At 41.5% G+C, this 24,237-nt stretch carries 24 protein-coding genes; 12 read left to right on the top strand and 12 right to left on the bottom strand.

The features are described from left to right. Positions 1-37 precede the first annotated feature (37 nt). Positions 38-559 (bottom strand): DUF7935 family protein, encoded by a 522-nt coding sequence (locus LA313_RS03615; protein WP_228913270.1) that lies wholly within the window; start codon positions 557-559, stop codon positions 38-40. 7 nt (positions 560-566) lie between these two features. After that, the gene (locus LA313_RS03610) at positions 567-2,186 is read right to left on the bottom strand and encodes an FMN-binding glutamate synthase family protein (protein WP_228913269.1); all 1,620 of its coding nucleotides are present in this window, start codon (positions 2,184-2,186) and stop codon (positions 567-569) included. Between the two features lie 179 nt (positions 2,187-2,365). On the opposite strand from LA313_RS03610, the gene LA313_RS03605 reads away from it, so the two are divergent. The 3 genes from LA313_RS03605 (at position 2,366) to LA313_RS03595 (ending at position 5,655) form a co-directional block, all read left to right on the top strand. Then, entirely contained in the window at positions 2,366-4,690 is a 2,325-nt protein-coding gene (locus LA313_RS03605; RefSeq protein ID WP_228913268.1) for an ATP-dependent helicase, read from the top strand. 60 nt (positions 4,691-4,750) lie between these two features. After that, positions 4,751-4,963, top strand: coding sequence for a hypervirulence associated TUDOR domain-containing protein (locus LA313_RS03600; RefSeq protein ID WP_228913267.1), 213 nt, complete (start codon positions 4,751-4,753; stop codon positions 4,961-4,963). Between the two features lie 71 nt (positions 4,964-5,034). After that, on the top strand, positions 5,035-5,655 hold the full coding sequence (locus LA313_RS03595) for an L-threonylcarbamoyladenylate synthase (RefSeq protein WP_228913266.1): 621 nt from the start codon (positions 5,035-5,037) through the stop codon (positions 5,653-5,655). A 172-nt stretch (positions 5,656-5,827) separates the two neighbouring features. Here the strand turns inward: LA313_RS03595 and LA313_RS03590 are convergent, their stop codons facing one another. The 4 genes from LA313_RS03590 to LA313_RS03575 all read right to left on the bottom strand — a co-directional run bounded on the left by LA313_RS03590 (position 5,828) and on the right by LA313_RS03575 (position 9,545). Continuing rightward, positions 5,828-6,976, bottom strand: a complete 1,149-nt coding sequence (locus LA313_RS03590) for a hypothetical protein (protein WP_228913265.1) — start codon at positions 6,974-6,976, stop codon at positions 5,828-5,830. A 137-nt stretch (positions 6,977-7,113) separates the two neighbouring features. Further along, positions 7,114-7,947: an OmpA family protein gene (locus LA313_RS03585; protein WP_228913263.1), complete on the bottom strand. Its 834-nt coding sequence runs from the start codon at positions 7,945-7,947 to the stop codon at positions 7,114-7,116. An 83-nt stretch (positions 7,948-8,030) separates the two neighbouring features. Continuing rightward, entirely contained in the window at positions 8,031-9,032 is a 1,002-nt protein-coding gene (locus LA313_RS03580) for a glycosyltransferase (RefSeq protein WP_228913261.1), read from the bottom strand. Positions 9,033-9,101: 69 nt separating this feature from the next. After that, the gene (locus LA313_RS03575; protein WP_228913259.1) at positions 9,102-9,545 is read right to left on the bottom strand and encodes a type I restriction enzyme HsdR N-terminal domain-containing protein; all 444 of its coding nucleotides are present in this window, start codon (positions 9,543-9,545) and stop codon (positions 9,102-9,104) included. A gap of 62 nt (positions 9,546-9,607) precedes the next feature. Between LA313_RS03575 and holA the strand changes: the two genes are divergently transcribed. The 6 genes from holA (at position 9,608) to LA313_RS03545 (ending at position 15,421) form a co-directional block, all read left to right on the top strand. After that, positions 9,608-10,612, top strand: coding sequence for a DNA polymerase III subunit delta (gene holA / locus LA313_RS03570; protein ID WP_228913257.1), 1,005 nt, complete (start codon positions 9,608-9,610; stop codon positions 10,610-10,612). Position 10,613: 1 nt separating this feature from the next. Beyond that, positions 10,614-11,516 carry a 1,4-dihydroxy-2-naphthoate octaprenyltransferase gene (gene menA, locus LA313_RS03565; RefSeq protein ID WP_228913255.1) on the top strand — a complete coding sequence of 301 codons (903 nt, stop codon included), beginning with the start codon at positions 10,614-10,616 and terminating at the stop codon, positions 11,514-11,516. Positions 11,517-11,586: 70 nt separating this feature from the next. Continuing rightward, complete coding sequence (locus LA313_RS03560; protein WP_228913253.1) at positions 11,587-12,267, top strand: metal-dependent hydrolase; 681 nt, start codon at positions 11,587-11,589, stop codon at positions 12,265-12,267. Positions 12,268-12,276: 9 nt separating this feature from the next. Beyond that, positions 12,277-13,311: an o-succinylbenzoate synthase gene (locus tag LA313_RS03555; RefSeq protein WP_228913251.1), complete on the top strand. Its 1,035-nt coding sequence runs from the start codon at positions 12,277-12,279 to the stop codon at positions 13,309-13,311. An 8-nt stretch (positions 13,312-13,319) separates the two neighbouring features. Further along, positions 13,320-14,264, top strand: coding sequence for a CPBP family intramembrane glutamic endopeptidase (locus LA313_RS03550; RefSeq protein ID WP_228913249.1), 945 nt, complete (start codon positions 13,320-13,322; stop codon positions 14,262-14,264). A gap of 56 nt (positions 14,265-14,320) precedes the next feature. Further along, positions 14,321-15,421: an AMP-binding protein gene (locus tag LA313_RS03545; RefSeq protein WP_228913247.1), complete on the top strand. Its 1,101-nt coding sequence runs from the start codon at positions 14,321-14,323 to the stop codon at positions 15,419-15,421. A 1-nt stretch (position 15,422) separates the two neighbouring features. Here LA313_RS03545 and LA313_RS03540 read toward each other — a convergent pair whose 3' ends face one another. From LA313_RS03540 to LA313_RS03530, 3 genes are all read right to left on the bottom strand, one after another. Next, on the bottom strand, positions 15,423-15,845 hold the full coding sequence (locus LA313_RS03540) for a DoxX family protein (protein WP_228913245.1): 423 nt from the start codon (positions 15,843-15,845) through the stop codon (positions 15,423-15,425). A 98-nt stretch (positions 15,846-15,943) separates the two neighbouring features. Beyond that, a complete protein-coding gene (locus LA313_RS03535) occupies positions 15,944-17,584 on the bottom strand; it encodes a M1 family metallopeptidase (RefSeq protein WP_228913243.1) in 1,641 nt (546 codons plus the stop codon). A gap of 12 nt (positions 17,585-17,596) precedes the next feature. Beyond that, complete coding sequence (locus LA313_RS03530; RefSeq protein ID WP_228913241.1) at positions 17,597-19,225, bottom strand: acyl-CoA carboxylase subunit beta; 1,629 nt, start codon at positions 19,223-19,225, stop codon at positions 17,597-17,599. Positions 19,226-19,449: 224 nt separating this feature from the next. Between LA313_RS03530 and LA313_RS03525 the strand changes: the two genes are divergently transcribed. Continuing rightward, on the top strand, positions 19,450-19,629 hold the full coding sequence (locus LA313_RS03525; RefSeq protein WP_029033564.1) for a CAL67264 family membrane protein: 180 nt from the start codon (positions 19,450-19,452) through the stop codon (positions 19,627-19,629). A 144-nt stretch (positions 19,630-19,773) separates the two neighbouring features. On the opposite strand, the gene LA313_RS03520 is transcribed toward LA313_RS03525, so the two are convergent. After that, positions 19,774-20,436, bottom strand: a complete 663-nt coding sequence (locus tag LA313_RS03520; RefSeq protein WP_228913239.1) for a hypothetical protein — start codon at positions 20,434-20,436, stop codon at positions 19,774-19,776. 94 nt (positions 20,437-20,530) lie between these two features. On the opposite strand from LA313_RS03520, the gene LA313_RS03515 reads away from it, so the two are divergent. Together LA313_RS03515 and ettA are read left to right on the top strand one after the other, a co-directional pair. Beyond that, positions 20,531-21,010 (top strand): DinB family protein, encoded by a 480-nt coding sequence (locus tag LA313_RS03515; RefSeq protein ID WP_228913238.1) that lies wholly within the window; start codon positions 20,531-20,533, stop codon positions 21,008-21,010. Positions 21,011-21,123: 113 nt separating this feature from the next. Further along, positions 21,124-22,812 carry an energy-dependent translational throttle protein EttA gene (ettA, locus tag LA313_RS03510; RefSeq protein ID WP_228913237.1) on the top strand — a complete coding sequence of 563 codons (1,689 nt, stop codon included), beginning with the start codon at positions 21,124-21,126 and terminating at the stop codon, positions 22,810-22,812. 106 nt (positions 22,813-22,918) lie between these two features. On the opposite strand, the gene LA313_RS03505 is transcribed toward ettA, so the two are convergent. Both LA313_RS03505 and LA313_RS03500 read right to left on the bottom strand, forming a co-directional pair. Continuing rightward, positions 22,919-23,713, bottom strand: a complete 795-nt coding sequence (locus tag LA313_RS03505) for an MBL fold metallo-hydrolase (protein ID WP_228913236.1) — start codon at positions 23,711-23,713, stop codon at positions 22,919-22,921. 64 nt (positions 23,714-23,777) lie between these two features. Beyond that, the gene (locus tag LA313_RS03500; RefSeq protein ID WP_228913235.1) at positions 23,778-24,236 is read right to left on the bottom strand and encodes a GNAT family N-acetyltransferase; all 459 of its coding nucleotides are present in this window, start codon (positions 24,234-24,236) and stop codon (positions 23,778-23,780) included. Position 24,237: the final 1 nt, after the last annotated feature.

Below are 24,237 nucleotides of genomic sequence, written 5' to 3'. Positions count from 1 at the left end.
AAAATAAGGTTTTATAGAAAATGTACTTCCACAGGAATCACCAAAGATTCTTTACTTCCTTTTTAATATAAGATAGACCGGTTTCGCTGGGTGGCTGTTGATCAATGAGAGAGCTCACAATTTGCTGTCTTAGCTCGTTTGCAGTAGTAATTTCCTCGCGAGCCGAAGTTTTCCTAATGTTGGTGATCGTGGCATTCTTAGATGCTTTTATCACGTTCCAACACTCATCACTTATATAGATTTGTTGAGCCAGGTTGTGTTCAAATTCCTGTTCAATAGCTTTGATAAGAAGGTTTGAATAGGCTTCTTTATCACTTCCCGAAGGTTTAATCCTCACGAGGAGATTACCCGGGGCGATGCGCTCAAGAAAAAGAGCCATTCTTTCATAGGCCTGCAACCTTAAAGGTAACGCATGTTTTTGAGTTTCTTTGTGAAGCAGGAAACGCCTGCGCTGTTCCTCATTGCGCGTGTGGAGGTTGAAAAAATAGAAAGCGATAACGCCAACAACAACTGCCGGTAAAAGATAGAACAGCAATTGTAATATTGAATCTTCTGTCATAGGTCTACTATTGATCTGCTACCGAGGTGTCTTCAGTTTCTACTTCCTTCACATCGGTTTCTTTGCCTTTTCGGTATGAGCCGCCTAAGTTAGGACATCCTGCCAAAGTAGCAACAGAATCAAACGGAACTTTTGTCTTGTTATACATGAAAGTTTCAGCAAGTGTTTTGGCAATGAACCTGTCGCCCAGATTGATCTCCACATCATCCATAGTAAATTCACACGGGTGTTCATATCCGCAGGCGTGGGTGATCTCGAGTAATTCTTTTCTAAAATTATTGAAATAGTAATTAACCCGTTCTGCTTTGTCCTTGACATTTATACCCGCCTGTAACCAACGGTTCTGCGTTGCCACTCCAGTAGGACAGGTGTTGGTGTGACAGGATTGGGCCTGTATACAGCCAACGCTCAACATTGCTTCCCGGGCCACATTGATACAATCGGCTCCCATGGCAAAGGCCATGGCTGCTTTTGCGGGAAAACCGAGTTTGCCACTACCTATAAAAACTATGTGGTTGGTAAGATCCCTTGCCTGGAAGATCTTGTAAACATCTGTAAATCCATAGATCCAGGGCAGGGCAACATGATCTGCAAAACTGGGAGGGGCAGCCCCGGTTCCTCCTTCCCCTCCATCAATGGAAATGAAATCTGGTCCCCGGTTCGTTTCGGCCATAATGCTTGCCAGTTCCCGCCATTCATCAAGTTTTCCAATCGCTGCTTTTATGCCTACGGGTAAGCCTGTATGTTCGGCAATTTCTTCAATCCAGTCCACCAATCCCTTCATATCATTAAAGGTGCTGTGTGCAGGTGGTGAAAGCACATCTTTCCCCATGGGTACATGCCTAATTTCTGAAATTTCCTGAGTGATCTTCGAAGCAGGAAGTACTCCGCCTTTTCCCGGTTTCGCCCCCTGGGAAAGTTTAATTTCAATAGCCCTCACGCTGGGGTATTCCTCTACCATTTCTACAAGTTTTTCCATTGAAAAACTGCCGTCTTCATTGCGAATACCAAAATAACCTGTTCCAATCTGGAAAACCACATCTGCTCCTTTTTTGTGGTAAGGTGACAGCCCGCCCTCACCAGTGTTGTGAAAAGCATATGATTTTTTGCAGCCTCTGTTTAAAGATTCTATTGCCCGGGCCGAGAGAGAACCAAAACTCATCGCCGAGACATTGATGATCGAGGCAGGCCGAAAAGGTCTACGTCGCTTGTGGAATTCTCCCATTACTTTTGCGCATGCTACGAAGTATGGATCTTCCCTGTTAATGTGTTTTTCGGGCATGTAATAAGGGATGACCGCATTATTAATGAAGATGTAATTTACATCGTAGATATCCTGATCTGTCCCAAATCCTTCATAGTTATTCTCATTTTTGGAAGATGCATAAACCCAGCTTCGTTCTATACGGTTAAAGGGCAGTTCCTCCCGGTTTCCGGCCACGATGTACTGCCTTAATTCGGGTCCAATGCTTTCGAGCATATAACGAAAATGACCAACCAGAGGGAAGTTATGGAGGATGGTGTGTTTCTTGTTTACAAAGATGTCATAAATAACAACTAGCCCGATAAAAATAAGAAGCCACATCCACCAGGAGATATCTCCCAAAAATTTCAAAACATTATCCATAAACCACATTTTTGACGAAAAATAAAAGTTACTCCATATAGCTGCACCTCCAAAATATATTTATTTAAAAAAAATGTAAAATGGGAAAATCAATCGATGAGAAATCTTAAAAAGATATGAGTTGACGGCTTAATTTTTGCCTCATTTTAATTATTTTCACCCCTTAAAAGAAGTTAGTATTGGAAAAATATTTAGCCGAGTTAAATGATGCTCAGCGAGCCCCTGTTTTGCAGAAAGATGGGGCTATGATCGTGATTGCGGGTGCGGGATCGGGGAAGACCAGGGTGCTTACTTACAGGATTGCATACCTCATGAGCAAGGGGGTGGATGCTTTTAATATTCTTGCCTTAACATTTACTAACAAGGCGGCACGGGAAATGAAAACCCGAATCGCTAAAATTGTAGGTAACAGTGAGGCGAAAAACCTTTGGATGGGAACATTTCACTCCATCTTTGCAAAGATGTTAAGGTTTGAAGCCGATAAATTGGGTTACCCTTCCAATTTTACCATATATGATACTCAGGATTCCCAGCGCCTTATCTCCGCAATTATTAAGGAAATGGGACTGGATAAAGATGTTTATAAATATAAACAGGTTTATTCCCGTATCTCCTCTTATAAGAACAGCCTGATCACTGTAAAGGCATATTTTCAAAATCCCGAATTAATGGAAGCCGATGCCATGTCAAAAAAGCCAAGGCTGGGGGAAATTTACAGAGAATATGTGGACAGGTGTTTTAAGGCAGGAGCTATGGATTTTGATGACCTGCTATTGAAAACCAATGAATTACTTAACAGGTTTCCCGATGTGCTTCATAAATACCAGAACCGCTTCAGATATATTCTGGTAGATGAGTACCAGGATACCAACCATTCTCAATATCTTATCGTAAAAGCACTTTCAGATAAATTTCAGAATATATGTGTGGTGGGTGACGATGCACAAAGTATCTATGCCTTTCGTGGGGCGAACATCAACAACATTCTCAACTTTCAGAAGGATTATGATGACGTACAAATGTATCGTCTTGAGCAGAACTACCGTTCCTCAAAAAATATAGTTGAAGCCGCCAATTCCATTATTGAAAAGAATAAGACCAGGCTTGAAAAGGTTGTATGGACAGCCAATGATGACGGTCCAAAGATCGTGGTGAACCGTTTGCTTACAGATGGGGAAGAGGGAAGGTTTGTTGCAGGATCCATTTTTGAAACCCGAATGGAGAACCAGATGAACAATGGGGATTTTGCCATTCTTTATCGTACCAATGCCCAAAGTAGGGCCATGGAAGACGCTCTGCGGAAAAAAGATATTCCATACCGAATTTATGGTGGTCTCTCCTTTTATCAACGGAAAGAGATAAAGGATGTGCTTTCTTATTTAAGGCTGGTGATCAATCCCAAAGATGAGGAAGCCCTAAAACGGGTAATAAATTTTCCTGCCCGCGGAATTGGGCAGACAACTGTCGACAGACTTACCATTGCGGCAAACCATTATAAAAGGTCTATTTATGAAGTGATTGAGAACCTCGATAAAATTGACCTGAAGATCAATAAAGGCACGAAAAATAAACTGGAGAACTTTATCAATATGGTAAAAAGCTTCCAGATCATGAATGAAACTGCCGATGCTTTTACTCTTGCTGAAACTGTTGCAAAAAAGACCGGGCTGCTTCAGGAATTAAAGAAGGATGGAACGCCCGAAGGTATTGCGAAGATTGAGAACATAGAGGAATTGCTTAACGGGATACGGGATTTTGTGGAAGGCCAGAAAGAGTTAGCCGATGCTACAGGCTCCCTTACCGAATTCCTGGAAGATGTGGCTTTGGCTACAGATATGGATAAGGACTCCGGTGATGATGACCGTGTTGCTCTTATGACCATACATCTCGCTAAAGGCCTGGAGTTTCCTTATGTGTATATCGTGGGAATGGAGGAGGATCTTTTCCCTTCGGCTATGAGTATGAATACAAGATCGGAACTTGAAGAGGAACGTCGTTTGTTTTATGTGGCTCTCACCCGGGCCGAGAAAAAAGCTTTTCTCACCTATACACAATCGAGATATCGATGGGGAAAACTGGTGGATGCCGAGCCCAGTCGTTTTATTGAGGAAATTGATGAAAAGTTCCTCGATTTTATGATTCCGCAGGATGACTACAAGTACAAGCCGCTTATCGATACCGACATATTTGGAGAGGTAGACAAGAGTAAGTTCCGCCAGAACAAACCTGTCAAAGGAACTCCGCCGCCGTCGCATAAACCTACAGATGAGCAGCTGCGAAAGTTAAGAAAGCTGCGTCCTGCCACCACGCCGGAGACTTCGGCTCCTTCTGCAGAGGTCATAAAACTGGAAGCCGGCAATGAAGTGGAGCATATGCGCTTTGGTAAAGGAAAGGTTTTAAGTATTGAAGGCGTAGGCCAGGATAAAAAGGCAGAAATCGACTTTGAGACAGGCGGAATCAAGAAACTGCTCCTCAAGTTTGCGAAATTAAAAATGTTGTCCTGAGGTTAAGTAATTGTTATTCTTTAGGTTAGATGCTTTTGTGTTTTTATATTTAAAATAAAAATGATTAGAGAAGGCACAGCAGTTAAATGGAAGTGGGGTAAAGGAATTGCGCATGGAAAGGTAAAGAACACTTTTGATCATGAAATTACTCACACCATAAAAGGAACAAAGGTTACCCGCAAAGGAAAACCAGACAATAAGGCTTTGTTCATTCAGCAGGAAAATGGCAATGAAGTTCTTAAACTTGAGAGTGAGGTGGAGAGGAATGATTAATTTTCTGTGAAACCATTATTAAATGGTATTGAATTTTCGTAATTTTTGGAGGCATTTAAACTAAACTAATTATGGCAGAATTAATCAGGATCTATGAAGAGAACCCAAATCCAAGAGAAATAAAAAGAGTTGTAGAGGCTTTGAAAGATGGTGCCCTTATCATTTACCCTACAGATACGATCTACGGTCTTGGCTGTGATATAACCAATACTGCGGCTTTAGAACGCATAGCACAGGTTAGGGGGGTGAAACTTGAAAAAGCAAATTTCTCTTTTATCTGTGAAAATTTGAGTAATCTTTCCGATTATGTGAGGCAAATAGATAATCGAACCTTTAAGATCCTGAAAAGGAACCTGCCTGGGCCGTATACATTTATTCTTCCCGGAAATAGCAATTTACCAGCAGTTTTTAGAAAGAAGAAAACAGTAGGAATTCGTATCCCCGATAATAATATTTGCCGGGCACTTGTAAGCGGACTCGGTAATCCAATTGTTTCCACTTCCATTCGAGATGATGATGAGGTGTTAGAATACACCACAGATCCCGAACTCATTCTTGAAAAATGGGATAATCTAGTAGAAATCGTCATTGATGGCGGTTATGGAGACAATATTCCCTCTACAGTTATTGATCTTACCACCCCCGAACCTGAAGTTATACGGGAAGGGAAAGGTAGTATTGAAATCCTTTAGGTCCTTTATCAATTAGGATATAATGTGCTTTGAGAAAAACTTTATTACTGCAAAATAGCAGGCACCTTTTCCAGAACAAGCTAATGGATTATAAGCTGAAGGAAGTGTTGAATTAGAAAACAAAACAAAAGCCCGGCAACTGCCGGGCTTTAATACTGTATAAGTAAAAATATTATTCTGTAACAAATTCCGGTCCTACTTCTGGAGCTACAACAGCATCAATAACTTCGGAAACAAAAATTTCATGTAATTCCTGTTCGGTTAAAATATGTCCTTGCTTTTGAGCATCGTTAGCCAATTCATATCCTAAACGCGCGGCTTCCATTCTTTGCTGTGGTGTCCCGTGGTGACCGTTGGCGTCGAATCCGCAATCTCCAATATTGAAAAACAATTCATAAAACTGCACCACTCTTTTCCAGTTATAAGTCGCTCCTCTTTTATGAGTCATGTAGTAAGCGGCCATAAAGTCTGCTTCTAATTCCGTATATCGGGTAGCTTCGGGTTGATTATCTGCAGCTCCTTCAGGATACCATACTGAATAGTTGTCGAATTGTATTTGGTGAGCCCATTCATGAGCAAGAATACCAGTCCAAACAATACCCTCATCGATTCCGGTTCTGGAAAGAACAGATGTTATACCATCACCTATTACAATAAGATTTCCTGCTGTGGCAAATCCGTCCATAGCAAAATATGGCGATTCCGGAAGTACAGGTGAGGCCTCGTTAACTGAGAGAAGAAAATCTGCATTAGCATAGGCCACTTCAGACGAAAGACCTACGAAAATATAGACACTAGCCAATTTATCACGATCGTTCAAACTTGCAGTGTGCTGGCCATTAACACGAATCTCATTAGGCATATCCCAAAATCTTTCAAGATCACGGACTCTTTTTGCCATGAAATTTGTGTACTCACCATTTTCGCCGAAATATTGCTCAGAAGTATCGAGGTAAGATATGTAAAAATTTAAATCAAGATATAAATCAAAATAAGTTAGAGCTAAAGGGTCTGAGAAGAACGGTTGGATAACTTTGTTGATTTCGCTGTTAAACGCCGTTGGGCTACAATCAGTAGGTTCTACAGCATTCTTTTTAAAAACATCATTTCTAAGATTGTGACCATCATAGGTAACGGGATTAACAGCCAGATCAGGGTTGATTGCGGCTTTCGCATCTACATTTAATATAGAATGAGATGCATTCATAACAGGAGATCCAGAAACCATCACTTCTTCCACTTCTGTATCTTTTTCACAGGAAACACTAATGATGCCTACGCACAAAGAGAACAGAGCAATTTTGTTGAAACTTTTTAACATAATAAACTTTAGTTGATTAATAAAGTGTCGAATCTAACTAAAAAAATCTTAAAAAATGGAATCGCCTGAAAATTAATATGTTAAAAAAAAAAGCCCGGCAACTGCCGGGCTTTTATAAAGTATATAATGATTTCTGCTTACTTCGCAGTCTGCATACCTTCTTCAATAAGATTGTAGAACTGGTCAAGTTTAGGAAGGATCACAATACGTGTTCTTCTGTTTGCAGCTCTACCCTCTGCAGTTTCATTAGTTGCAACAGGTACGTAGTAACTTCTTCCTGCAGCAGTCATTCTTTGTGGCTGTACTCCAAAGTCTTCCTGCAATACACGAACTACAGAAGTTGCTCTCTTCACAGAAAGATCCCAGTTGTCCTGAAGCACTGCGTTTCTAATTGGCTTGTCATCTGTATGACCTTCTACCATAAACTCGATATCTGGACGGTTCTTCACAACGGTAGCAACTTTACCAAGTACTTCTTTAGCACGGTCGGATACATTGTATTTTCCGCTTTCGAAAAGAAGTTTGTCAGAAATAGATACATAAACAACACCTTTTTCTACGTTGATCTGGATGTCCTCATCACTCATGTTTCCAAGCACCCCTTTTAGGCTGGTTACCAAAGCAAGTGTTACTGAATCCTTCTTAGTAATAGCATCCTGCATACGCTGGATCTTCATATCTTTTTCCTTGATGCTTTCTAAAGAACGTTCAAGATTTTCAGCTTCTTTTTTAGATAGAGTAGCAAGATCTCCAACGTTGTTCAATAAAGCAGTATTTTGATTACTCAATTGTCCAATTTGTTGGTTTAGACGTTCTTTTTCGTCTAAACAGGAATTAAGTTTAACGGTGGCAGTGTTTAGCTTGTCCTGAGTCTCCTGTTGTTGAGCTTCGAGCTCGGCATACTTCTTCGATGAAACACATGAAGAAAAAAGGAGGGCAGCAGTTGCCGATAAAAGCATGAATTTTTTCATAATTCTTAATTGTTGTGATTAAATGTTAAACGTGTCAAAAATACAAATTCTGTTGGCACGGCGAAATTTAAAGAGTACTTAATTCAAATATTTTCAATTTCTTTAAAAGTCTTCTTACCCTGCAGATAATATGCAAGTACAACGGAGGAAGTGTGGTAATATTTTATGTTTTTGGAAGAAGAAATTCTTTTATTCCACATTTTTCGTAAATGCCTGTAAAAGTCCAAATGTGCTTTAAGCACGGCAATAGTATGAGCGGGTTGGAGGGCGATTAAAAATTTTATTCCGGCAAGGCCATCGAGTATTAATCGAAGGAAAAGCAGCATAAAAATCTTTTTTTTGGGAGCATTTTTAAGAACCGTAAAAAGGCTGTTCCTGAAATTTAGAAAAGTCTTTCGGGGGTGCATAGAATTTAAAGTACCGCCACCAAGATGGAAGACCCGGGATGCACCCACTGCTTTTACTTTTTGGCCCTGGTTAAAAAGTCTCCAGCAAAGGTCTATTTCCTCCTGGTGAGCAAAGAAATCTTCATCAAACCCACCTGCCCCAAAAAAGGCATTTCTTCTTATCATCATACAGGCCCCGGTGGCCCAGAAGATCTCCCGAGTATCGTCGTATTGACCTAGATCTTTTTCAAGGGTTTCAAAGATCCTGCCACGGCAGTATGGATATCCCAAAGCATCAATAAAACCTCCCGCGGCACCTGCATATTCAAAGAAGTCTTTTTTACGGTAGTTAAGGATCTTTGGCTGGAGCGCCGCAACGGCGGGATCATTTTCCATTTCGGCAATTAATGGCGGGAGCCATCCCGGGGTGACTTCCACATCGCTGTTAAGGAGTACGAAGAGATCTTCCTTAAGATCCCGTAGGGCGTCGTTATAACCTTTGGCAAATCCACCGTTGACCTTATTGAGAATGATCTTTACCTGCGGAAAATTCTTCTTCAGGAACGGGACAGAATCATCTGTTGAAGCATTGTCGGCTACATAGACAGTGGCTTCAGGAGAATTATTAACTACCGATGGGAGGAACTGCTCAAGCAATGCTCTTCCGTTCCAGTTAAGAATGACTACTGCTATTTTCACTGCTGCAAATTAAAGCAAAAATGAGAGATTTTAAGCTCTTCCATTACCGGGTGTCAAAAATGGGTTTTTTTAACTCCATTCTGGAAGATCGGGGAGGAAGTGATATTTTTCGGCCTCATAATCCAGCTGGCAAAAGTAGTGCTGCAGTCCGTTTGTAACCATAAGGTAAGTTGCCTGCAGTGCGAGATTGTACCGGGCGATCTGGTCAAAAGTTTCCTGGGTTACGGGAACAGAAGCTGCTTTACACTCCACTATCAGGTGAATGCTGCCATCGGGCCGGTAAGCCAGGACGTCGTACCTTTTAATGAGATCGTGGACCTTAAGTTGTTTCTCAACATTGAGCAGGCTTTTTGGAAAATTCTTTTCCTGTATAAGAAATTGCACCACGTGTTGTCGCACCCATTCTTCGGGCGTAAGGAAAACAAATTTTTTCCGAAGCTCATCAAAAACAGCTACTTTATTTTCGCTATTTTTGAACCGAAATGAGTACCGGGGGAAGTTAAGTGTATGCATGCTCAAAAGTAGAACTTTTCAGAAGAAAATTCTTTATATCCCCTCCCGAAAACCAGCTGTAAATGGATGACGTAAAAAGTATAGTGACTGCCATTAAAAAAGGAGATATCAAACCTATCTATTTTTTAATGGGAGAGGAGCCGTATTTTATTGATAAAATTTCAGATTATATTGAAGATCACCTGTTGCAGGAAGAAGAAAAAGGTTTTAACCAGATGGTGCTTTACGGGCGCGATGTGACCGTAGATGAAATTGTGGGTAACGCCAAACGCTTTCCTATGATGGCCGAACGCCAGGTAATTATTGTAAAAGAAGCCCAGGATCTTTCCCGTACCATTGAACAACTGGTTGCTTATGCAGAAAACCCGCAGCCCACGACTGTTTTGGTCTTTAATTATAAGTACAAAAAGCTGGATAAGCGCAAGAAACTGCACAAGGCCATTGCTAAAACGGGGGTTGTTTACGAAAACAAGAGGCTTTATGAGAACCAGGTAGTAGACTGGATACAGAAGGAGATGCATGCCCGCGGATATCAAATGGCACCCAAGGCTGCACAAATGCTCCTGGAGTTCTTAGGAAACCAACTTGACAAGATAGATAATGAGCTAAAGAAGCTTCAGCTTATTGCTCCTAAGGGAACTGCAATTACCCCCGAACTTATTGAGGAAAATATTGGTATAAGCAAAGATTTTAATGTTTTTGAGCTGCGCAAGGCGATTGGAAGCAAGGATAGTTTTAAAGCCCACCGCATCATAAACTATTTTTCTCAAAATGAAAAAGACCATCCTATGGTGATGACTGTGGGAATGCTGTTTAGTTTCTTTGTTCAATTGCAGCAGTACCATGCTCTTAATGATAAATCTGAAGCCAATGTTGCTAAGGCCCTTAAGGTCAACCGTTTCTTTGTAAAAGACTACGTTTCTGCCGCGCGGAATTACAATATGAAAAAGGTGAGTAGTATTATTTCCTTTTTGAGGGAAGCCGATATGAAGGGAAAAGGAGTAGGGGCGGCTAATGTGCCACAGGGAGACCTTTTAAAAGAGCTGCTTGTAAAAATTTTTAGTTAGTATGGCAACAATAGATACCTGGGTAAGTGCTGCGAGATTAAGAACGCTTCCGCTTTCAGTTTCAGGAATTTTAGTGGGAAGTTCTATAGCCGTAGCCCACGATGTATTTAATACGGTGATCTTTGCTCTGGCTCTGGCCACCACGCTCGGACTACAAATCCTCTCCAATTTCGCCAACGACTATGGAGATTTTGTAAAAGGTACAGACAATGAAGACAGGGTAGGACCACAACGGGCACTCCAAAGCGGGATGATCACCAGGAAAGAAATGTTCTGGGGTATGCTGGGTACAGGGATAATCACGTTTTTCTTTGCCGTTACCCTTATTTACATAGCATTTGGTACACGAAGCCTTTTTTACGGGATTGTATTCTTATTATTAGGAATAGCTGCCATAGCTGCAGCGGTTAAGTACACTGTAGGGGATTCGGCTTACGGTTACAGGGGGCTGGGAGATGTTTTTGTCTTTCTGTTTTTTGGAATTGTAGCGGTCTACGGCAGCTACTTCCTCTATGCTCTCGAATGGGACTGGCGGGTATTTTTACCGGCTGCTACTTTTGGATTCCTTAGCTCGGGGGTGCTTAACCTTAATAATATGCGGGACAGGGCTGCCGATGCTAAAGCCGGCAAGAATACGCTCGTAGTAAAAATGGGGGCCGCTCGTGCAAAGCAATATCATTACTTTCTCCTGCTGGCGGCTTTCTCCTGTATCATTCTTTATTCAGCCTTTTCCTTTACAGGAATGGATGATCTTTTGTATCTCATTGCCTTTGTTCCATTACTGCTTCACTTGAAAAGGGTTATGGAAAATTCCAATCCCGTGCTGCTAGATCCCGAACTTAAGACCCTGGCTTTAGGAACTTTCTTATTGGCTGTTCTGTTTGGGATTGGCCAAATATTATAGGTTCCAAAAATGGCTTTTTCGGAAGGTCTTTCCGTCAGGATTTTGTAATTTGTTTGGAAAACATCACATCATGAAAATCACTCACTACGCGCACAGCACATTTTCAATTGAAGTCAAGGGAATTCATCTTTTGGTCGACCCATTTATTTCGGGGAATGAGAAGGTAAAAGACAAGATAAATATTAATGATCTTAAGGCAGATTATATTCTGCTAACGCACGCACATCAAGATCATACACTCGATGCCGAAGCCATTGCCAAAAGAACGGGAGCCGTAATCATTAGTAATTTTGAGATCGCCACCCATTATGAAAATAAAGGCCTGGAAGTACATCCACTTAACCACGGCGGAAAATGGAGCTTTGAATTTGGCACAGTAAAGTATGTAAATGCGATTCACACCAGCTCCTTTCCCGATGGCAGTTACGGTGGCCAACCCGGCGGCTTTGTAATAGAAGGGGAACATAAGAATATTTATATCGCCGGTGATACCGCCCTCACTATGGATATGAAGCTTATCCCAATGCATACCAAACTAGATCTGGCAATACTTCCAATTGGCGATAACTTCACGATGGGAATAGAAGATGCAATTATAGCGAGTGATTTTGTGCAGTGCGATAAAGTACTGGGATGCCACTATGATACCTTTGGGTATATAGAAATTGATCATGAGGAGGCAAAAAGAAAGTTTTACGAAAAAGGAAAAGACCTCATGTTGCTGGAGACTGGGGAAAGTATTGAGCTCTAAAAGAAATCTGTGCAAGCAAATTATCATAAATACATTCTTAATTTTAAACGCCCCAGTGGTACTTCCCGGGGCGTCCTTACACAAAAAGAGACCTGGTTCTTAATTCTTGATCAGGATGGGAAAACAGGGATCGGTGAATGCGGAATTTTAAGAAGTCTTAGTTACGATGATCGACCCGACTATGAGGAAAAGCTAAAATGGGTTTGTGAAAATATTGATCTGGGGGAAGAAAGATTGTGGGAGGAGCTAAGGGAATTCCCCAGTATACAGTTTGGAGTGGAAATGGCTTTTAAGTCGCTGGCTGCTGAAGATCCATTTTTACTTTTTCCTTCTAATTTCACCCAGGGTAAAGCCTCTATTCCTATCAATGGCCTTGTCTGGATGGGAGAGGAAGAGTTCATGAAGGAACAAATTGTTGAGAAGATAGAAGATGGCTTCAGGTGTATAAAGCTGAAAATTGGCGCCATTGATTTTGAAACTGAAATGAAATTGCTGAAGTTCATAAGGCGTGAATTTACTTCAGAAGAAATAGAAGTAAGGGTAGATGCCAACGGGGCTTTTAAGCCTTCTGAAGCCCTTGAAAAACTGAAGCGTCTTAGTGAACTGGAACTTCACAGTATTGAGCAGCCCATAAAACAAGGGCAACCGCAGGAAATGGCGGCACTTTGTGAAGCCAGCCCTCTAGCCATAGCACTGGATGAGGAATTAATTGGAGTGACAGGTGTAACAGAAAAGAGGGAGCTTTTACAAACAATAAAACCACAGTATGTAATTTTTAAACCCAGTTTAATAGGTGGTATAAAAGGAACAAATGAGTGGATAGAATTACTGGTCTCAATGGAGACCGATTGGTGGATCACCAGTGCACTGGAGAGTAATGTAGGGTTAAATGCCATAGCACAATATACGTTCAATCTAAAAAATCCAATGCCACAAGGTCTTGGTACAGGAGGTTTATATACCAACAACTTTAGTTCTCCTCTTGAAGTGAGGAAAGGAAATTTGTGGTACCAGCCCTCTAACAAATGGAATTTTAACCTATAGATTTTATCATGTTTATTAAATTAGCTTATAAAGCAAAAACCGAATGGTGGCGATATCTAATTGGTGTTATCATCATTTTTTTGGGGTGGCAGTTATTTGGGTTTTTACCGTGGCTGGGCCTGCTTGTTCTTGAGGCAGGACCCCAGGTGTTTACACTTACCCAGGGGGAAATGATGCAGGTCCTGGATTCAAATCTCACATTTTTCTTTTTGTTACTGTCCTTTGCTGTAGGCCTGGCCACGCTTTTTTTCGTCGTTAAATTCCTGCATGAACAAAAGATCAAAGACGTTACCACTTCGCGAAAAAAAGTGGACTGGGGAAGGTTTTTCTTTGGATTTAGTATAGTTGCCGTTTTTTCACTTGTTACCACAATTGTTGATTATAACATGCAACCCGAGGATTATCTTTGGAATTTTAAAACGGTTCCCTTTCTTATTCTTGTAGCTATTGCTCTAATCATGGTCCCATTGCAAACCAGTTTTGAAGAATACCTTTTTAGAGGCTACCTTATGCAGGGAATAGGTGTTTTAGCCGGAAACAGGTGGTTGCCACTAGTGATAACTTCTGTGATCTTTGGAGGCATGCATATTTTCAATCCCGAGGTTGAGAAACTGGGATACATTATTATGGCATATTATATTGGTACCGGTTTTCTACTGGGCATAATGACACTTATGGACGAAGGGATGGAACTGGCCCTGGGTTTCCACGCAGGTAATAACCTTATTGGAGCACTATTAATTACGGCCGACTGGACTGCATTTCAAACTAATTCTGTATTAAAAGATGTTTCAGATCCTTCGGCGGGATGGGATATTCTTGTTCCACTTCTGGTTGTTTATCCTGTCTTTCTTTTTCTAATGGCAAGAACCTATAGGTGGAATAACTGGAAGGAAAGGCTTTTTGGAAAGGTGAGTCCGCCGCAAACCATAAACTATCATGAAGAGATTTAATTTGTTCTGAACAATTCGTTAACTTTAGCATTTAAGCGTTAAATATGACTAGAGTTATGGAAACTAAATTCAGTTTACCGGAAACCCATCCCGAGTTTAGGCTTAATGGTCTTTACTATACCAATGAAGAACTGGCTGCGGTAGCCTATAGTCTAATTAAGGAAGGGGAACCATATGAAGGTCAGGCGGGAAATTTTCTGCTTGACTGGCTTAATGACAAAGATTATATCGAGGTAAAAACTTCCGGTTCCACGGGGCCTCCCAAAGTGATTTCGATTAAGAAGCAGCAAATGGTCAACAGCGCAAGGTCAACCGGGAAGTTCTTTGATCTGGGGCCGGGTACTACTGCGCTACATTGCCTTCCCACAAATTTTATTGCCGGTAAAATGATGCTGGTACGGGCTATGCTTCTGGGTTGGAAGCTTGACCTGGAGCTGCCCAAGGCTAATCCTCTTGACCGCATATTTAAAATATATGACTTTTGCGCCATGACCCCATTCCAGCTGGATAATTCCCTTAGCCGGCTACATCTTATTAAAAAGCTAATAGTTGGAGGGGGAGCCGTTTCAAGTAATCTGCGCAACCTGGTACAGGGTATAAACACCAAAGTTTATGAAACATACGGAATGACAGAAACTGTTTCTCATATTGCTGCCCGCAATGTGAATGCCAGGGGTAAGAAACTTGAGGAGCCATTGCCATTTACAACACTTCCAAATGTGAAGATCGATATTGATGAAAGGGATTGCCTTATCATTGAGGCACCACAGTTATCTGATGAAACACTGATCACAAATGACGTGGTAGAGTTAATTTCTGAAAATAAATTCATCTGGAAAGGTAGAATAGACAACCTGATAAATTCCGGAGGGGTGAAACTTTATCCTGAAGAGATCGAGGCAAAATTGGCACCTATCATTGCACACAGGTTCTTTGTGACCTCCCTGCCAGATCCTGCACTTGGGGAGAAACTGGTATTGATGGTAGAAAGTGAGTTTTCAGAAACTGCGTTGAACAATCTGGAAAGAGAGATCAAGGTCTGTCGAAAACTCGGGAAATTTGAAGTCCCTAAGAAAATCTACTTTGTTGAGAAATTTGAAGAAACTGCCAATGGCAAGATACACCGCGCCAACACCCTTAAAAGCAGGATAACCTAGGCTACATCTGCATTTTAAAATAGTAGTCTGCCGAGTGCTTGCCCGCACCATAGAAAATAAAAAATATGGTTGCGGCAAATACCAATGTTGCTAGCAGTAAATTCCCCCAATCCATAATTCCCACAAAGTTGATCAACACAGCGCCAATGAGAATTGGTAATTGCGCTACAAGAGCCCAGCGGGTAAGGAGCCCAAAAGCAATAAGAACACCTCCTACCAGGTGAACGGGAGCAATATAATGGATAACCAGCATTACCCCGCCATAACCTTTTAATGGCTCAATAAGGTCGGTAAGCATGTGGGTTTGAGAAATAAATTGTATTCCTTTAAGGAAGAAAAAGATACCCAATGCTACTCTCAAAAGGTCAAGCGGATAATAAGTATGCGCATTGGCCCATTTGTTTAAAGATTTGATCGTCATCATAACCTCAGGATTTTGAAGTTATAATTTACTGAAAATTAGTTATTTAAACTAAAATTTTTTGAGAAAGGAATTTGTAAGGGTGGCAAAAATATCATTTTTCAAACCTGTTTCAGGTTTTTTCTCTTGATGTAAAACTCTTTCTCTTTAACCTGTAATTCTTCTGGAGAATTTACCTGTTGCTCCATTTTTTGCCATTTTTGAGTCGGGTAAATCCGGGTCTCTTTCCCTTTGATCAAAATATCTACAGGCATATTAAAGCCCTCAACATCGGCTTGCCATTTATAGAAAATCTCGCCTTCCTCTTTTTTAAATTGTAACTCGGGTATGGAGGCGTATCTTAGATATTGATCGAATACCGGCTGCAGGTCGTAATCAATGGCAGCATTGAAAAAATCTTCGGTAGTTTGGGTGGTAATGATCTTGTGGCGATTGCTTTTTGTATAATCTTTTAAGGTTTTCCACCACAATTCGTCATCATTGTAAATACTCCTTATGGTGTTCAAAAGGTTGGCTCCTTTATAATACATGTCCCCGGAGCCTTCACTGTTTACTCCATAGGTGCCAATTATCTTTTTTGTGTTGCCAATATTGTTTCTTATGCCCTGTAGATATTCAAGAGCTTCCTCTTTTCCCCAGCGGCACTCTATGTAAACAGCTTCAGAATAGGAGGTGAAGCCTTCATGAATCCACATATCGGCAATATCTTTTGCTGTTATGCTGTTTCCAAACCACTCATGACCTGTTTCATGGATAATGATAAAATCCCATTTTAGGCCAATTCCTGTACCGCTCAGGTCGTTGCCCAGGTAGCCTAGTTTGTATTCATTCCCATAGGCCACTGCACTTTGATGTTCCATCCCTAGGTAGGGAGTTTCCACAAGTTTAAACCCGTCCTCTTCAAAAGGGTAAGCCCCAAACTTTCCATAGAAGCAGTTCATCATGAACTTTACTTCCTCAAATTGTTTTTTCGCCTTTTCCAAGTTGTAGGGAAGAACGTAATAGTCCAGGTCGAGGTGGCGAAACTTATCTTTAAAATGTACGTAATTGCCTATATTCAGAACAATATTGTAATTATTGATGGGGTTGTTCACCTTCCAGTTCCAACGGGTGTAGCCGTTATCGAGAACCTCTTTCCCTAAAAACCGGCCATTGGAAACATTCATGAGTTCATTGGGGACTGCAATTCCAATAAGCGCTTCTTCGGGTTCATCGCTCTGGTGATCTTTGTTGGGATACCAGAGACTTGCCCCTGTACCCTGTACGGCAACTGCGATCCATGAGTTACCCTGTTGATCCTTTTCAAACACAAAACCCCCGTCCCAGGGAGCATTCTTCGCAACTATCGGGTTTCCGGAATAGAAAAACTGAATGGAATCGATTTCATTTTTTTCCACTTTCGGCGCCAGATCAATGAATACAGCATCATGCCTGCGATCATACTTCATTTTTCTTCCGCGGAAAAGAATTGAATCCACATCCATATTCCTGAAAAGATCAACCTGCATTACCGGCAACGGGTCTTCAGCTTTAAAGGTAATACCGTTAAAACCTGAAATGTACTTCTCTTCGGGAACTACCTTTACCTGAAGGTTGTACTTAAGGACGTCATAGTTCCTTTCGGGCCGCAGGGAACCGCGAAGGGTATCGGCTTCAGTAAACTGACTTTTGCTGGTAACAACTTGTGCCTGTATAGGCGCGGCAATTAAGGCCATTAAAAAAAAGAGTGCTGAAAAGCGCATTTTTGGCAGGTATTAGGTCTGGATCACTCCCAGGTTAAAATCTTTTTCGATAGGTGCGTGGTTGGCTGCTTCTATTCCTGTGGAGATCCACTTTCGTGTATCTAATGGATCGATCACGGCATCTGTCCACAAATGAGCGGCGGCATAGTAGGCCGAAGTCTGCCTGTCATACCTGGCTTTGATTTCGTCAAAGACTTCTTTTTCTTTTTCGGCATCAACTTTTTCACCTTTCTTGGCCATTGATGCGGTTTCTATTTGCGCAAGGACTTTTGCAGCTTGTGTACCACCCATAACAGCAAGTTCGGCGCTTGGCCAGGCAAAAATAAGTCGTGGGTCATAGGCTTTTCCGCACATTGCGTAATTCCCGGCCCCGTAGGAGTTTCCGATAATTACAGTGAATTTTGGAACTACCGAATTACTTACGGCATTCACCATTTTTGCGCCGTCTTTAATGATACCGCCGTGTTCACTCTTGCTTCCCACCATAAATCCGGTCACATCCTGAAGAAACACCAACGGAATTTTCTTTTGATTACAGTTTGCGATGAAACGGGTAGCTTTATCGGCCGAGTCTGAATAGATCACTCCTCCAAACTGCATTTCTTTTTTAGCACTTTTGACGATCTTACGCTGATTGGCAACAATACCTACGGCCCACCCGTCAATACGGGCATAACCGGTAATGATTGTCTGGCCATAACCTTCTTTATATTCCTGGAATTCGGAATTATCTATAAGCCGGTCAATTATCTCCCGCATGTCATATTGTTCATTGCGCTGCTTAGGAAGTATCCCGTAGATATCCTTTTGATCCTTCGCCGGTTTTACCGGTTTTTTGCGGTTATATCCTGCTTTGTCGCTATCTCCAATCTTGTCAATTAAACCTTTGATGGTTTCAAGAGCATCTTTGTCGTCTTTGGACTTATAATCTGTAACCCCGCTAATTTCACTGTGGGTAGTGGCCCCACCAAGGGTTTCATTATCAATAGATTCTCCAATGGCAGCCTTTACAAGGTAACTTCCCGCAAGGAAAATACTTCCGGTTTTCTCCACGATAAGGGCTTCATCACTCATAATTGGCAGGTAAGCACCGCCTGCAACACAACTACCCATAACGGCAGAGATCTGGGTAATTCCCATGCTGCTCATTACAGCGTTGTTTCTAAAAATCCTTCCGAAGTGTTCTTTGTCGGGGAAAATTTCGTCCTGCATTGGCAGGTAAACTCCGGCAGAATCCACCAGGTAGATTATAGGCAGCCGGTTTTCTATGGAGATCTCCTGGGCTCTTAGGTTTTTCTTTGCGGTAATTGGGAACCATGCACCTGCTTTCACAGTGGCGTCATTAGCAACAACAATACATTGTTTGCCCGATATTTTCCCAATCTTCACAATAACACCACCACTTGGGCAGCCGCCGTGCTCTTCATACATTCCTTCACCTACAAAAGCACCTATTTCTATGGCCTCTTTTGCATCATCGAGTAAATAATCCACCCTTTCCCGCGCAGTCATTTTTCCCTTGGCGTGATGTTTGGCGATTCGCTTTTCCCCACCTCCAAGTTTTACCTTCTTTAGGCGCTGATTAAGATCTGAAACTAATAATTTGTTGTGGTCTTCGTTTTTGTTGAATTCAATATCCATTTATAAGAGCTAATAGTCGGTTATCAGGTTTATCTTGCAGTGTTTGGCAACTCCAAACACGGCAATTTTTTCAATGGTTGCTAAAATACAAAAACCCTGCAACTAAAAATCTTTATAAAAAGATATAAAAACACGATATTTGTCATAGGAGAGCTTATTCCACAAATATTACTTTTGCCTCCAATTGGTGAAGACTGCCATACAATTAACTACTTGCTGCTATTATGGGAATGAATAAGAATACGATTTTTGGGTGGGCATCCTTTTGCATGCTCCTGGTTGGCATAGCCCTTGTTTTACTGGGAGTTTTAAAATACAGGGACTATGCTATAGGTTTCTCCACAGCCGGAATAGGTTTCTTTATAGTGTCCTGGGCCTTCAATGCGCTTAAAGGAAGAGTGTAGGAAATCTTAACTTTTTTATCGGTATTTTGTTCAAGCAAAGGAGGCTGTCTGAAAAAGCCATTTTTCGTCAAGCTGAAATAAATTCAGGATAACGTACGTATTACATACTTTTTAGACAGCCTTCTTTTATGATGATAAGCTGTATCAAAAAGCAAAGCCAATACCAATGTTAGCCATGAATCCTTTAAAAAAGATATCTGGAACAGATAATTCTTCAATCAGATCGTAAGTCTCTGTTTCCGAAGTGCCATCTTCATACTCAGCAGTATACTCAAATGTTTCGGGCATGGAAGAAAATGAATAGCCAATTTCCGGTCTAAGATAGAATAAGCCACCAATTTTGGCTCCTAATTTGACACTTATCGAATTATGGTCATAGTCTATTTGGCCCGTACCTTCCTTCCCATCACTTTCAACAGAGGTTTGTCCTTCAAATTTAAATTTACTGTAACTCAAACCACCATACAGTCCTTTTCCAGCCTTGAAAAAATAATAATTTACCCCACCTTCCAAATAAGAGAAATCTAGATCTGTATTTTCATCATTGTCTTCTTCAGAAAGAAACCAGTCAGATTTTACAGTGGAATAATCCAGACTTACTGCAAGTTTGTCATTTAAAAGAGGGGTCACATACTCAACATTTCCTCCAACCAAATTGGGAAATCCTAATTTAAGACCCAGCCGCACCGGTCTCACCTTATAATCCCTTTCTTCAGGTATGTCGGTTTGAGCCTGTGCAAAGTCGAACTGAAACAGCATAGCAGCCAGCAATAAATAACAAAATGAAGTAGTTGTAATTTTTCCCATGATGAATTTTTTTAATAGGAAAGAAATATATTTTATTATTAAAGAGGCTGCAATACCCATTAATGAGTAATTTTAGAAAACAATTTGAATTTTTATGGACTCAGAAGTTAATATGAAGAGAATACTGCTGAAACATCTTCGTGGAGGTGAGGCTTTTATGCCTTTGGAGGAAATCCTTAAAAAGATCCCTTTTTCTGAACTCGGAAAGAGACCGGCGGGACTTCCCTATTCATTTTACGAGATCTTTTACCATATAAAGTTCACTCAAAATGACATTTTAGAATACTGTAGAAGGGAAAATTACAAATCCCCCGATTGGCCCCTGGATTACTGGCCCGATCACCCGCAGCCAGAAAGTGAAAGCTCCTGGGATCAACTAAAATCGGAATATTTTAAAGATCGGGAAGAATTGGAAGCGCTTGTGATTTCTAAAGAAACAGACCTTCTGGATACTGTACCTTCAGGTGGGGATCATACCTTTATGAGGGAGATCTTATTGGTTATTGAGCACACTGCTTATCACAGCGGACAGCTTTTAATTCTCTTAAGGCACCTGGGACTACATTCTTCCTGAAATTATTCGGCGGCAGCCTTAAAATCAATTCTAAAATTGTGATATTTGTCTGTTAATTAGAATTACAGGGAGGTTCTTAAAACCTTCAGCAAACATTAAGAAAAACGAAATTTATGGCAGATGATAAGAAAGTAATTTTCTCCATGTCGGGGTTAACAAAGACATACAAAGGAGAGAATACACCGGTTTTAAAGAATATCTATTTGAGCTTCTTTTACGGAGCCAAAATAGGTATCCTTGGACTTAACGGTTCAGGTAAATCTACCCTTTTAAACATCATAGCAGGAAAGGAAAAGAATTACCAGGGAGATGTTGTTTTTGCACCGGGTTACACTGTGGGAATGCTGGAGCAGGAGCCTGAACTAGATGAGGAAAAAACAGTCCTTGAGGTGGTGAAAGAAGGTGCAGCCGAAACTGTTGCCATCCTCGAGGAATATAATAAGATCAACGATATGTTTGGTCTGCCTGAGGTCTATGAGGATCCCGACAAGATGCAGAAGCTTATGGATAAGCAGGCTGCGCTGCAGGATCAAATTGACGCCAGCAATGCCTGGGAGCTTGATACAAAGCTTGAAATCGCGATGGATGCTTTGAGAACTCCCGATTCTGATAAAAAGATAGGAGTACTTTCTGGAGGGGAAAGAAGAAGGGTGGCATTATGCCGACTTCTGCTTCAGGAGCCAGATGTGTTGCTGCTTGATGAGCCAACCAACCACCTGGATGCAGAATCTGTATTGTGGCTGGAACAACACCTTCAGCAATACAAAGGAACAGTGATCGCCGTAACTCACGACCGTTACTTCCTTGATAATGTTGCAGGATGGATCCTTGAGCTGGACAGGGGAGAGGGTATCCCCTGGAAAGGAAACTACTCTTCGTGGTTAGACCAGAAAGCAAAGCGTCTTGCACAGGAACAAAAACAGGCAAGTAAACGCCAAAAGACCCTGGAGCGAGAGCTTGAATGGTCGCGTATGGCGCCAAAGGGAAGGCAGGCAAAGCAAAAAGCCCGTCTAAACAACTATGATAAACTCCTTAGCCAGGATCAAAAGCAAATGGACGAGCAGTTGGAAATTTACATTCCAAATGGCCCGCGCCTGGGAACAAACGTGATCGAGGCCAAAGGTGTAAGTAAGGCGTTTGGTGACAAGCTGCTCTATGACGATCTAAACTTTAAGCTCCCTCAAGCGGGAATCGTGGGAATTATAGGGCCTAACGGTGCAGGTAAGACCACCATTTTCAAAATGATCATGGGAGAGGAGAAACCCGATAAGGGAACCTTTGAAGTGGGAGAGACTGCAAAAATAGCTTACGTAGATCAAAGCCATTCCAATATCGATCCTGAAAAGACCATCTGGCAGAACTTCAGCGATGAGCAGGAGTTGATCCTGATGGGTGGCCGCCAGGTAAATTCAAGAGCCTATTTAAGCAGGTTCAACTTTAGCGGAAGTGAACAAAATAAAAAAGTCAGTAAACTTTCCGGTGGGGAAAGAAACCGTCTTCACCTTGCAATGACGTTGAAGGAAGAAGGGAACGTGTTGCTTTTGGATGAACCTACCAACGATCTTGACGTAAACACCTTGCGAGCCCTGGAAGAGGGATTGGAGAATTTCGCCGGTTGTGCGGTGATCATTTCCCACGACCGTTGGTTTATGGACAGGGTGTGTACCCATATCCTGGCTTTTGAAGGAAACTCTGAGGTCTATTTCTTTGAAGGCAGTTTCTCTGAATATGAGGAGAATAAAAAGAAACGCCTGGGAGATGTCACCCCAAAAAGAATTAAGTACAAAAAGCTGGTAAGATAGAAAAAACAAGAGCCTCAAAAATGCCATTTTTGAGGCTCTTGTTTTTTTCAAGTTCCAGGTTCCAGGTTCAGGTTTTTCTGACCACTGATTACTGACCACTGATCACTTAATCCCCCGGATACCAGTTAGCTAATATTACTTCCACATTAGGATTACCTTCGTTTACAAGTTTTCTGAATTGTTCCACATCGGCTTTGCCGTCCTTTCCACGAAAGTGGTATGGATAAACCTTATCGGGTGCGAACTCAATGACAGCATCTGCCGCTGCATCCACAGGCATAGTGTAAGGTAAATTCATTGGCACCAGGGCAATGTCAATGTTCTCAAGATTTCTCATCTCCGGGATGTCTTCGGTGTCGCCGGCTATATAAAGTCTTTTACCGTCTTTTTCCAGTAAATATCCATTTCCGCGTCCTTTGGGGTGGTATTGTTTTGCTTCTTCCCGCAGGTTGTACATAGGAATGGCTTCAATGGAAATGCCGTTGTGATCTAAAGTTTCTCCATTGTTCATCACCGTGATCTTTGTACCTAAAGAGTCAGGCAATTCATCTTTTACGGCTTGGGGTGCAATGATGGGAACATTGTTTAAATTCAAGGCTGCCAGGGTTTCAGCATTCATATGGTCGCTGTGGATATCTGTAATGAGGACCAGATCGGCTTGATCCATTCCGGCAAAAGCTTCAGCTCCTCCCACCGGGTCGAGGTAGATAGTGTTTTCTCCCCAATTGATCACCGCGGTGGCATGAGAAATGGGATGAATGTCTATTTGTTCCTCGTTTGTGGCTGTTGCAGTTTCGCCTTCCATCACCTCTTCTTCGGTAACTATAGGTTCTTCCCTGTTTTCATTTCTGCAGGAAAAAAGCAAAACAGGGGCTATAAGTAAAATTAAAATTCGCTTCATAATTATTCGGTTTTACATAAAACTACTTAAAAATGAAGCTTTTTGCCTCAGGTTTAATAGTACTTTAAGAAAGCGGAAGCTCCATTTTGATGTCACCCCGGGAATATGGATTGCCCTCTCCTAAGGGAATTTCCTTAAAACCGTACTTTTTGTAAATATGAATGGCATTCTCCAGTTTGCGGTTCGAATAAATGATAAGCTTTTTCCATCCCTTGCGACGCGCAAAGTCAAGTGTATGCTCCATGAGTTTCTGACCAAAATTTCTGCCCTGTGCAGCCGGTAACACAGCCATTTTTGTCAATTCAAATATGCCGTCCTCTATTTTCATGAGGGCCACCGTGCCAATGATTTTTTCCCCTTCACGAACAAAAAATATATTACCTCCGGGTTCTATGATATACTTCTCAGGTTTTCCTAAAACCTCTTCATCATGAGGTTCTACCCAAAAATATTTTTCCAGCCACTCAATATTCAGTTGCCGGAAGTCTTCGGCATACTGAGCTTCATATGAAATGATCTCCATT

Source organism: Salinimicrobium sediminilitoris, assembly GCF_020866905.1.
Classification (GTDB): domain Bacteria; phylum Bacteroidota; class Bacteroidia; order Flavobacteriales; family Flavobacteriaceae; genus Salinimicrobium; species Salinimicrobium sediminilitoris.
This window is presented reverse-complemented; position numbering and strand designations above follow the sequence as displayed.

Coding starts and splice junctions, on each gene's coding strand:
- LA313_RS03615 (WP_228913270.1), bottom strand. CDS start 559: ATGACAGAAGATTCAATATTACAATTGCTGTTCTATCTTTTACCGGCA.
- LA313_RS03610 (WP_228913269.1), bottom strand. CDS start 2,186: ATGGATAATGTTTTGAAATTTTTGGGAGATATCTCCTGGTGGATGTGG.
- LA313_RS03600 (WP_228913267.1), top strand. CDS start 4,751: ATGATTAGAGAAGGCACAGCAGTTAAATGGAAGTGGGGTAAAGGAATT.
- LA313_RS03595 (WP_228913266.1), top strand. CDS start 5,035: ATGGCAGAATTAATCAGGATCTATGAAGAGAACCCAAATCCAAGAGAA.
- LA313_RS03590 (WP_228913265.1), bottom strand. CDS start 6,976: ATGTTAAAAAGTTTCAACAAAATTGCTCTGTTCTCTTTGTGCGTAGGC.
- LA313_RS03585 (WP_228913263.1), bottom strand. CDS start 7,947: ATGAAAAAATTCATGCTTTTATCGGCAACTGCTGCCCTCCTTTTTTCT.
- LA313_RS03575 (WP_228913259.1), bottom strand. CDS start 9,545: ATGCATACACTTAACTTCCCCCGGTACTCATTTCGGTTCAAAAATAGC.
- holA (WP_228913257.1), top strand. CDS start 9,608: ATGGATGACGTAAAAAGTATAGTGACTGCCATTAAAAAAGGAGATATC.
- menA (WP_228913255.1), top strand. CDS start 10,614: ATGGCAACAATAGATACCTGGGTAAGTGCTGCGAGATTAAGAACGCTT.
- LA313_RS03560 (WP_228913253.1), top strand. CDS start 11,587: ATGAAAATCACTCACTACGCGCACAGCACATTTTCAATTGAAGTCAAG.
- LA313_RS03550 (WP_228913249.1), top strand. CDS start 13,320: ATGTTTATTAAATTAGCTTATAAAGCAAAAACCGAATGGTGGCGATAT.
- LA313_RS03545 (WP_228913247.1), top strand. CDS start 14,321: ATGGAAACTAAATTCAGTTTACCGGAAACCCATCCCGAGTTTAGGCTT.
- LA313_RS03540 (WP_228913245.1), bottom strand. CDS start 15,845: ATGATGACGATCAAATCTTTAAACAAATGGGCCAATGCGCATACTTAT.
- LA313_RS03535 (WP_228913243.1), bottom strand. CDS start 17,584: ATGCGCTTTTCAGCACTCTTTTTTTTAATGGCCTTAATTGCCGCGCCT.
- LA313_RS03530 (WP_228913241.1), bottom strand. CDS start 19,225: ATGGATATTGAATTCAACAAAAACGAAGACCACAACAAATTATTAGTT.
- LA313_RS03525 (WP_029033564.1), top strand. CDS start 19,450: ATGGGAATGAATAAGAATACGATTTTTGGGTGGGCATCCTTTTGCATG.
- LA313_RS03520 (WP_228913239.1), bottom strand. CDS start 20,436: ATGGGAAAAATTACAACTACTTCATTTTGTTATTTATTGCTGGCTGCT.
- LA313_RS03515 (WP_228913238.1), top strand. CDS start 20,531: ATGGACTCAGAAGTTAATATGAAGAGAATACTGCTGAAACATCTTCGT.
- ettA (WP_228913237.1), top strand. CDS start 21,124: ATGGCAGATGATAAGAAAGTAATTTTCTCCATGTCGGGGTTAACAAAG.
- LA313_RS03505 (WP_228913236.1), bottom strand. CDS start 23,713: ATGAAGCGAATTTTAATTTTACTTATAGCCCCTGTTTTGCTTTTTTCC.
- LA313_RS03500 (WP_228913235.1), bottom strand. CDS start 24,236: ATGGAGATCATTTCATATGAAGCTCAGTATGCCGAAGACTTCCGGCAA.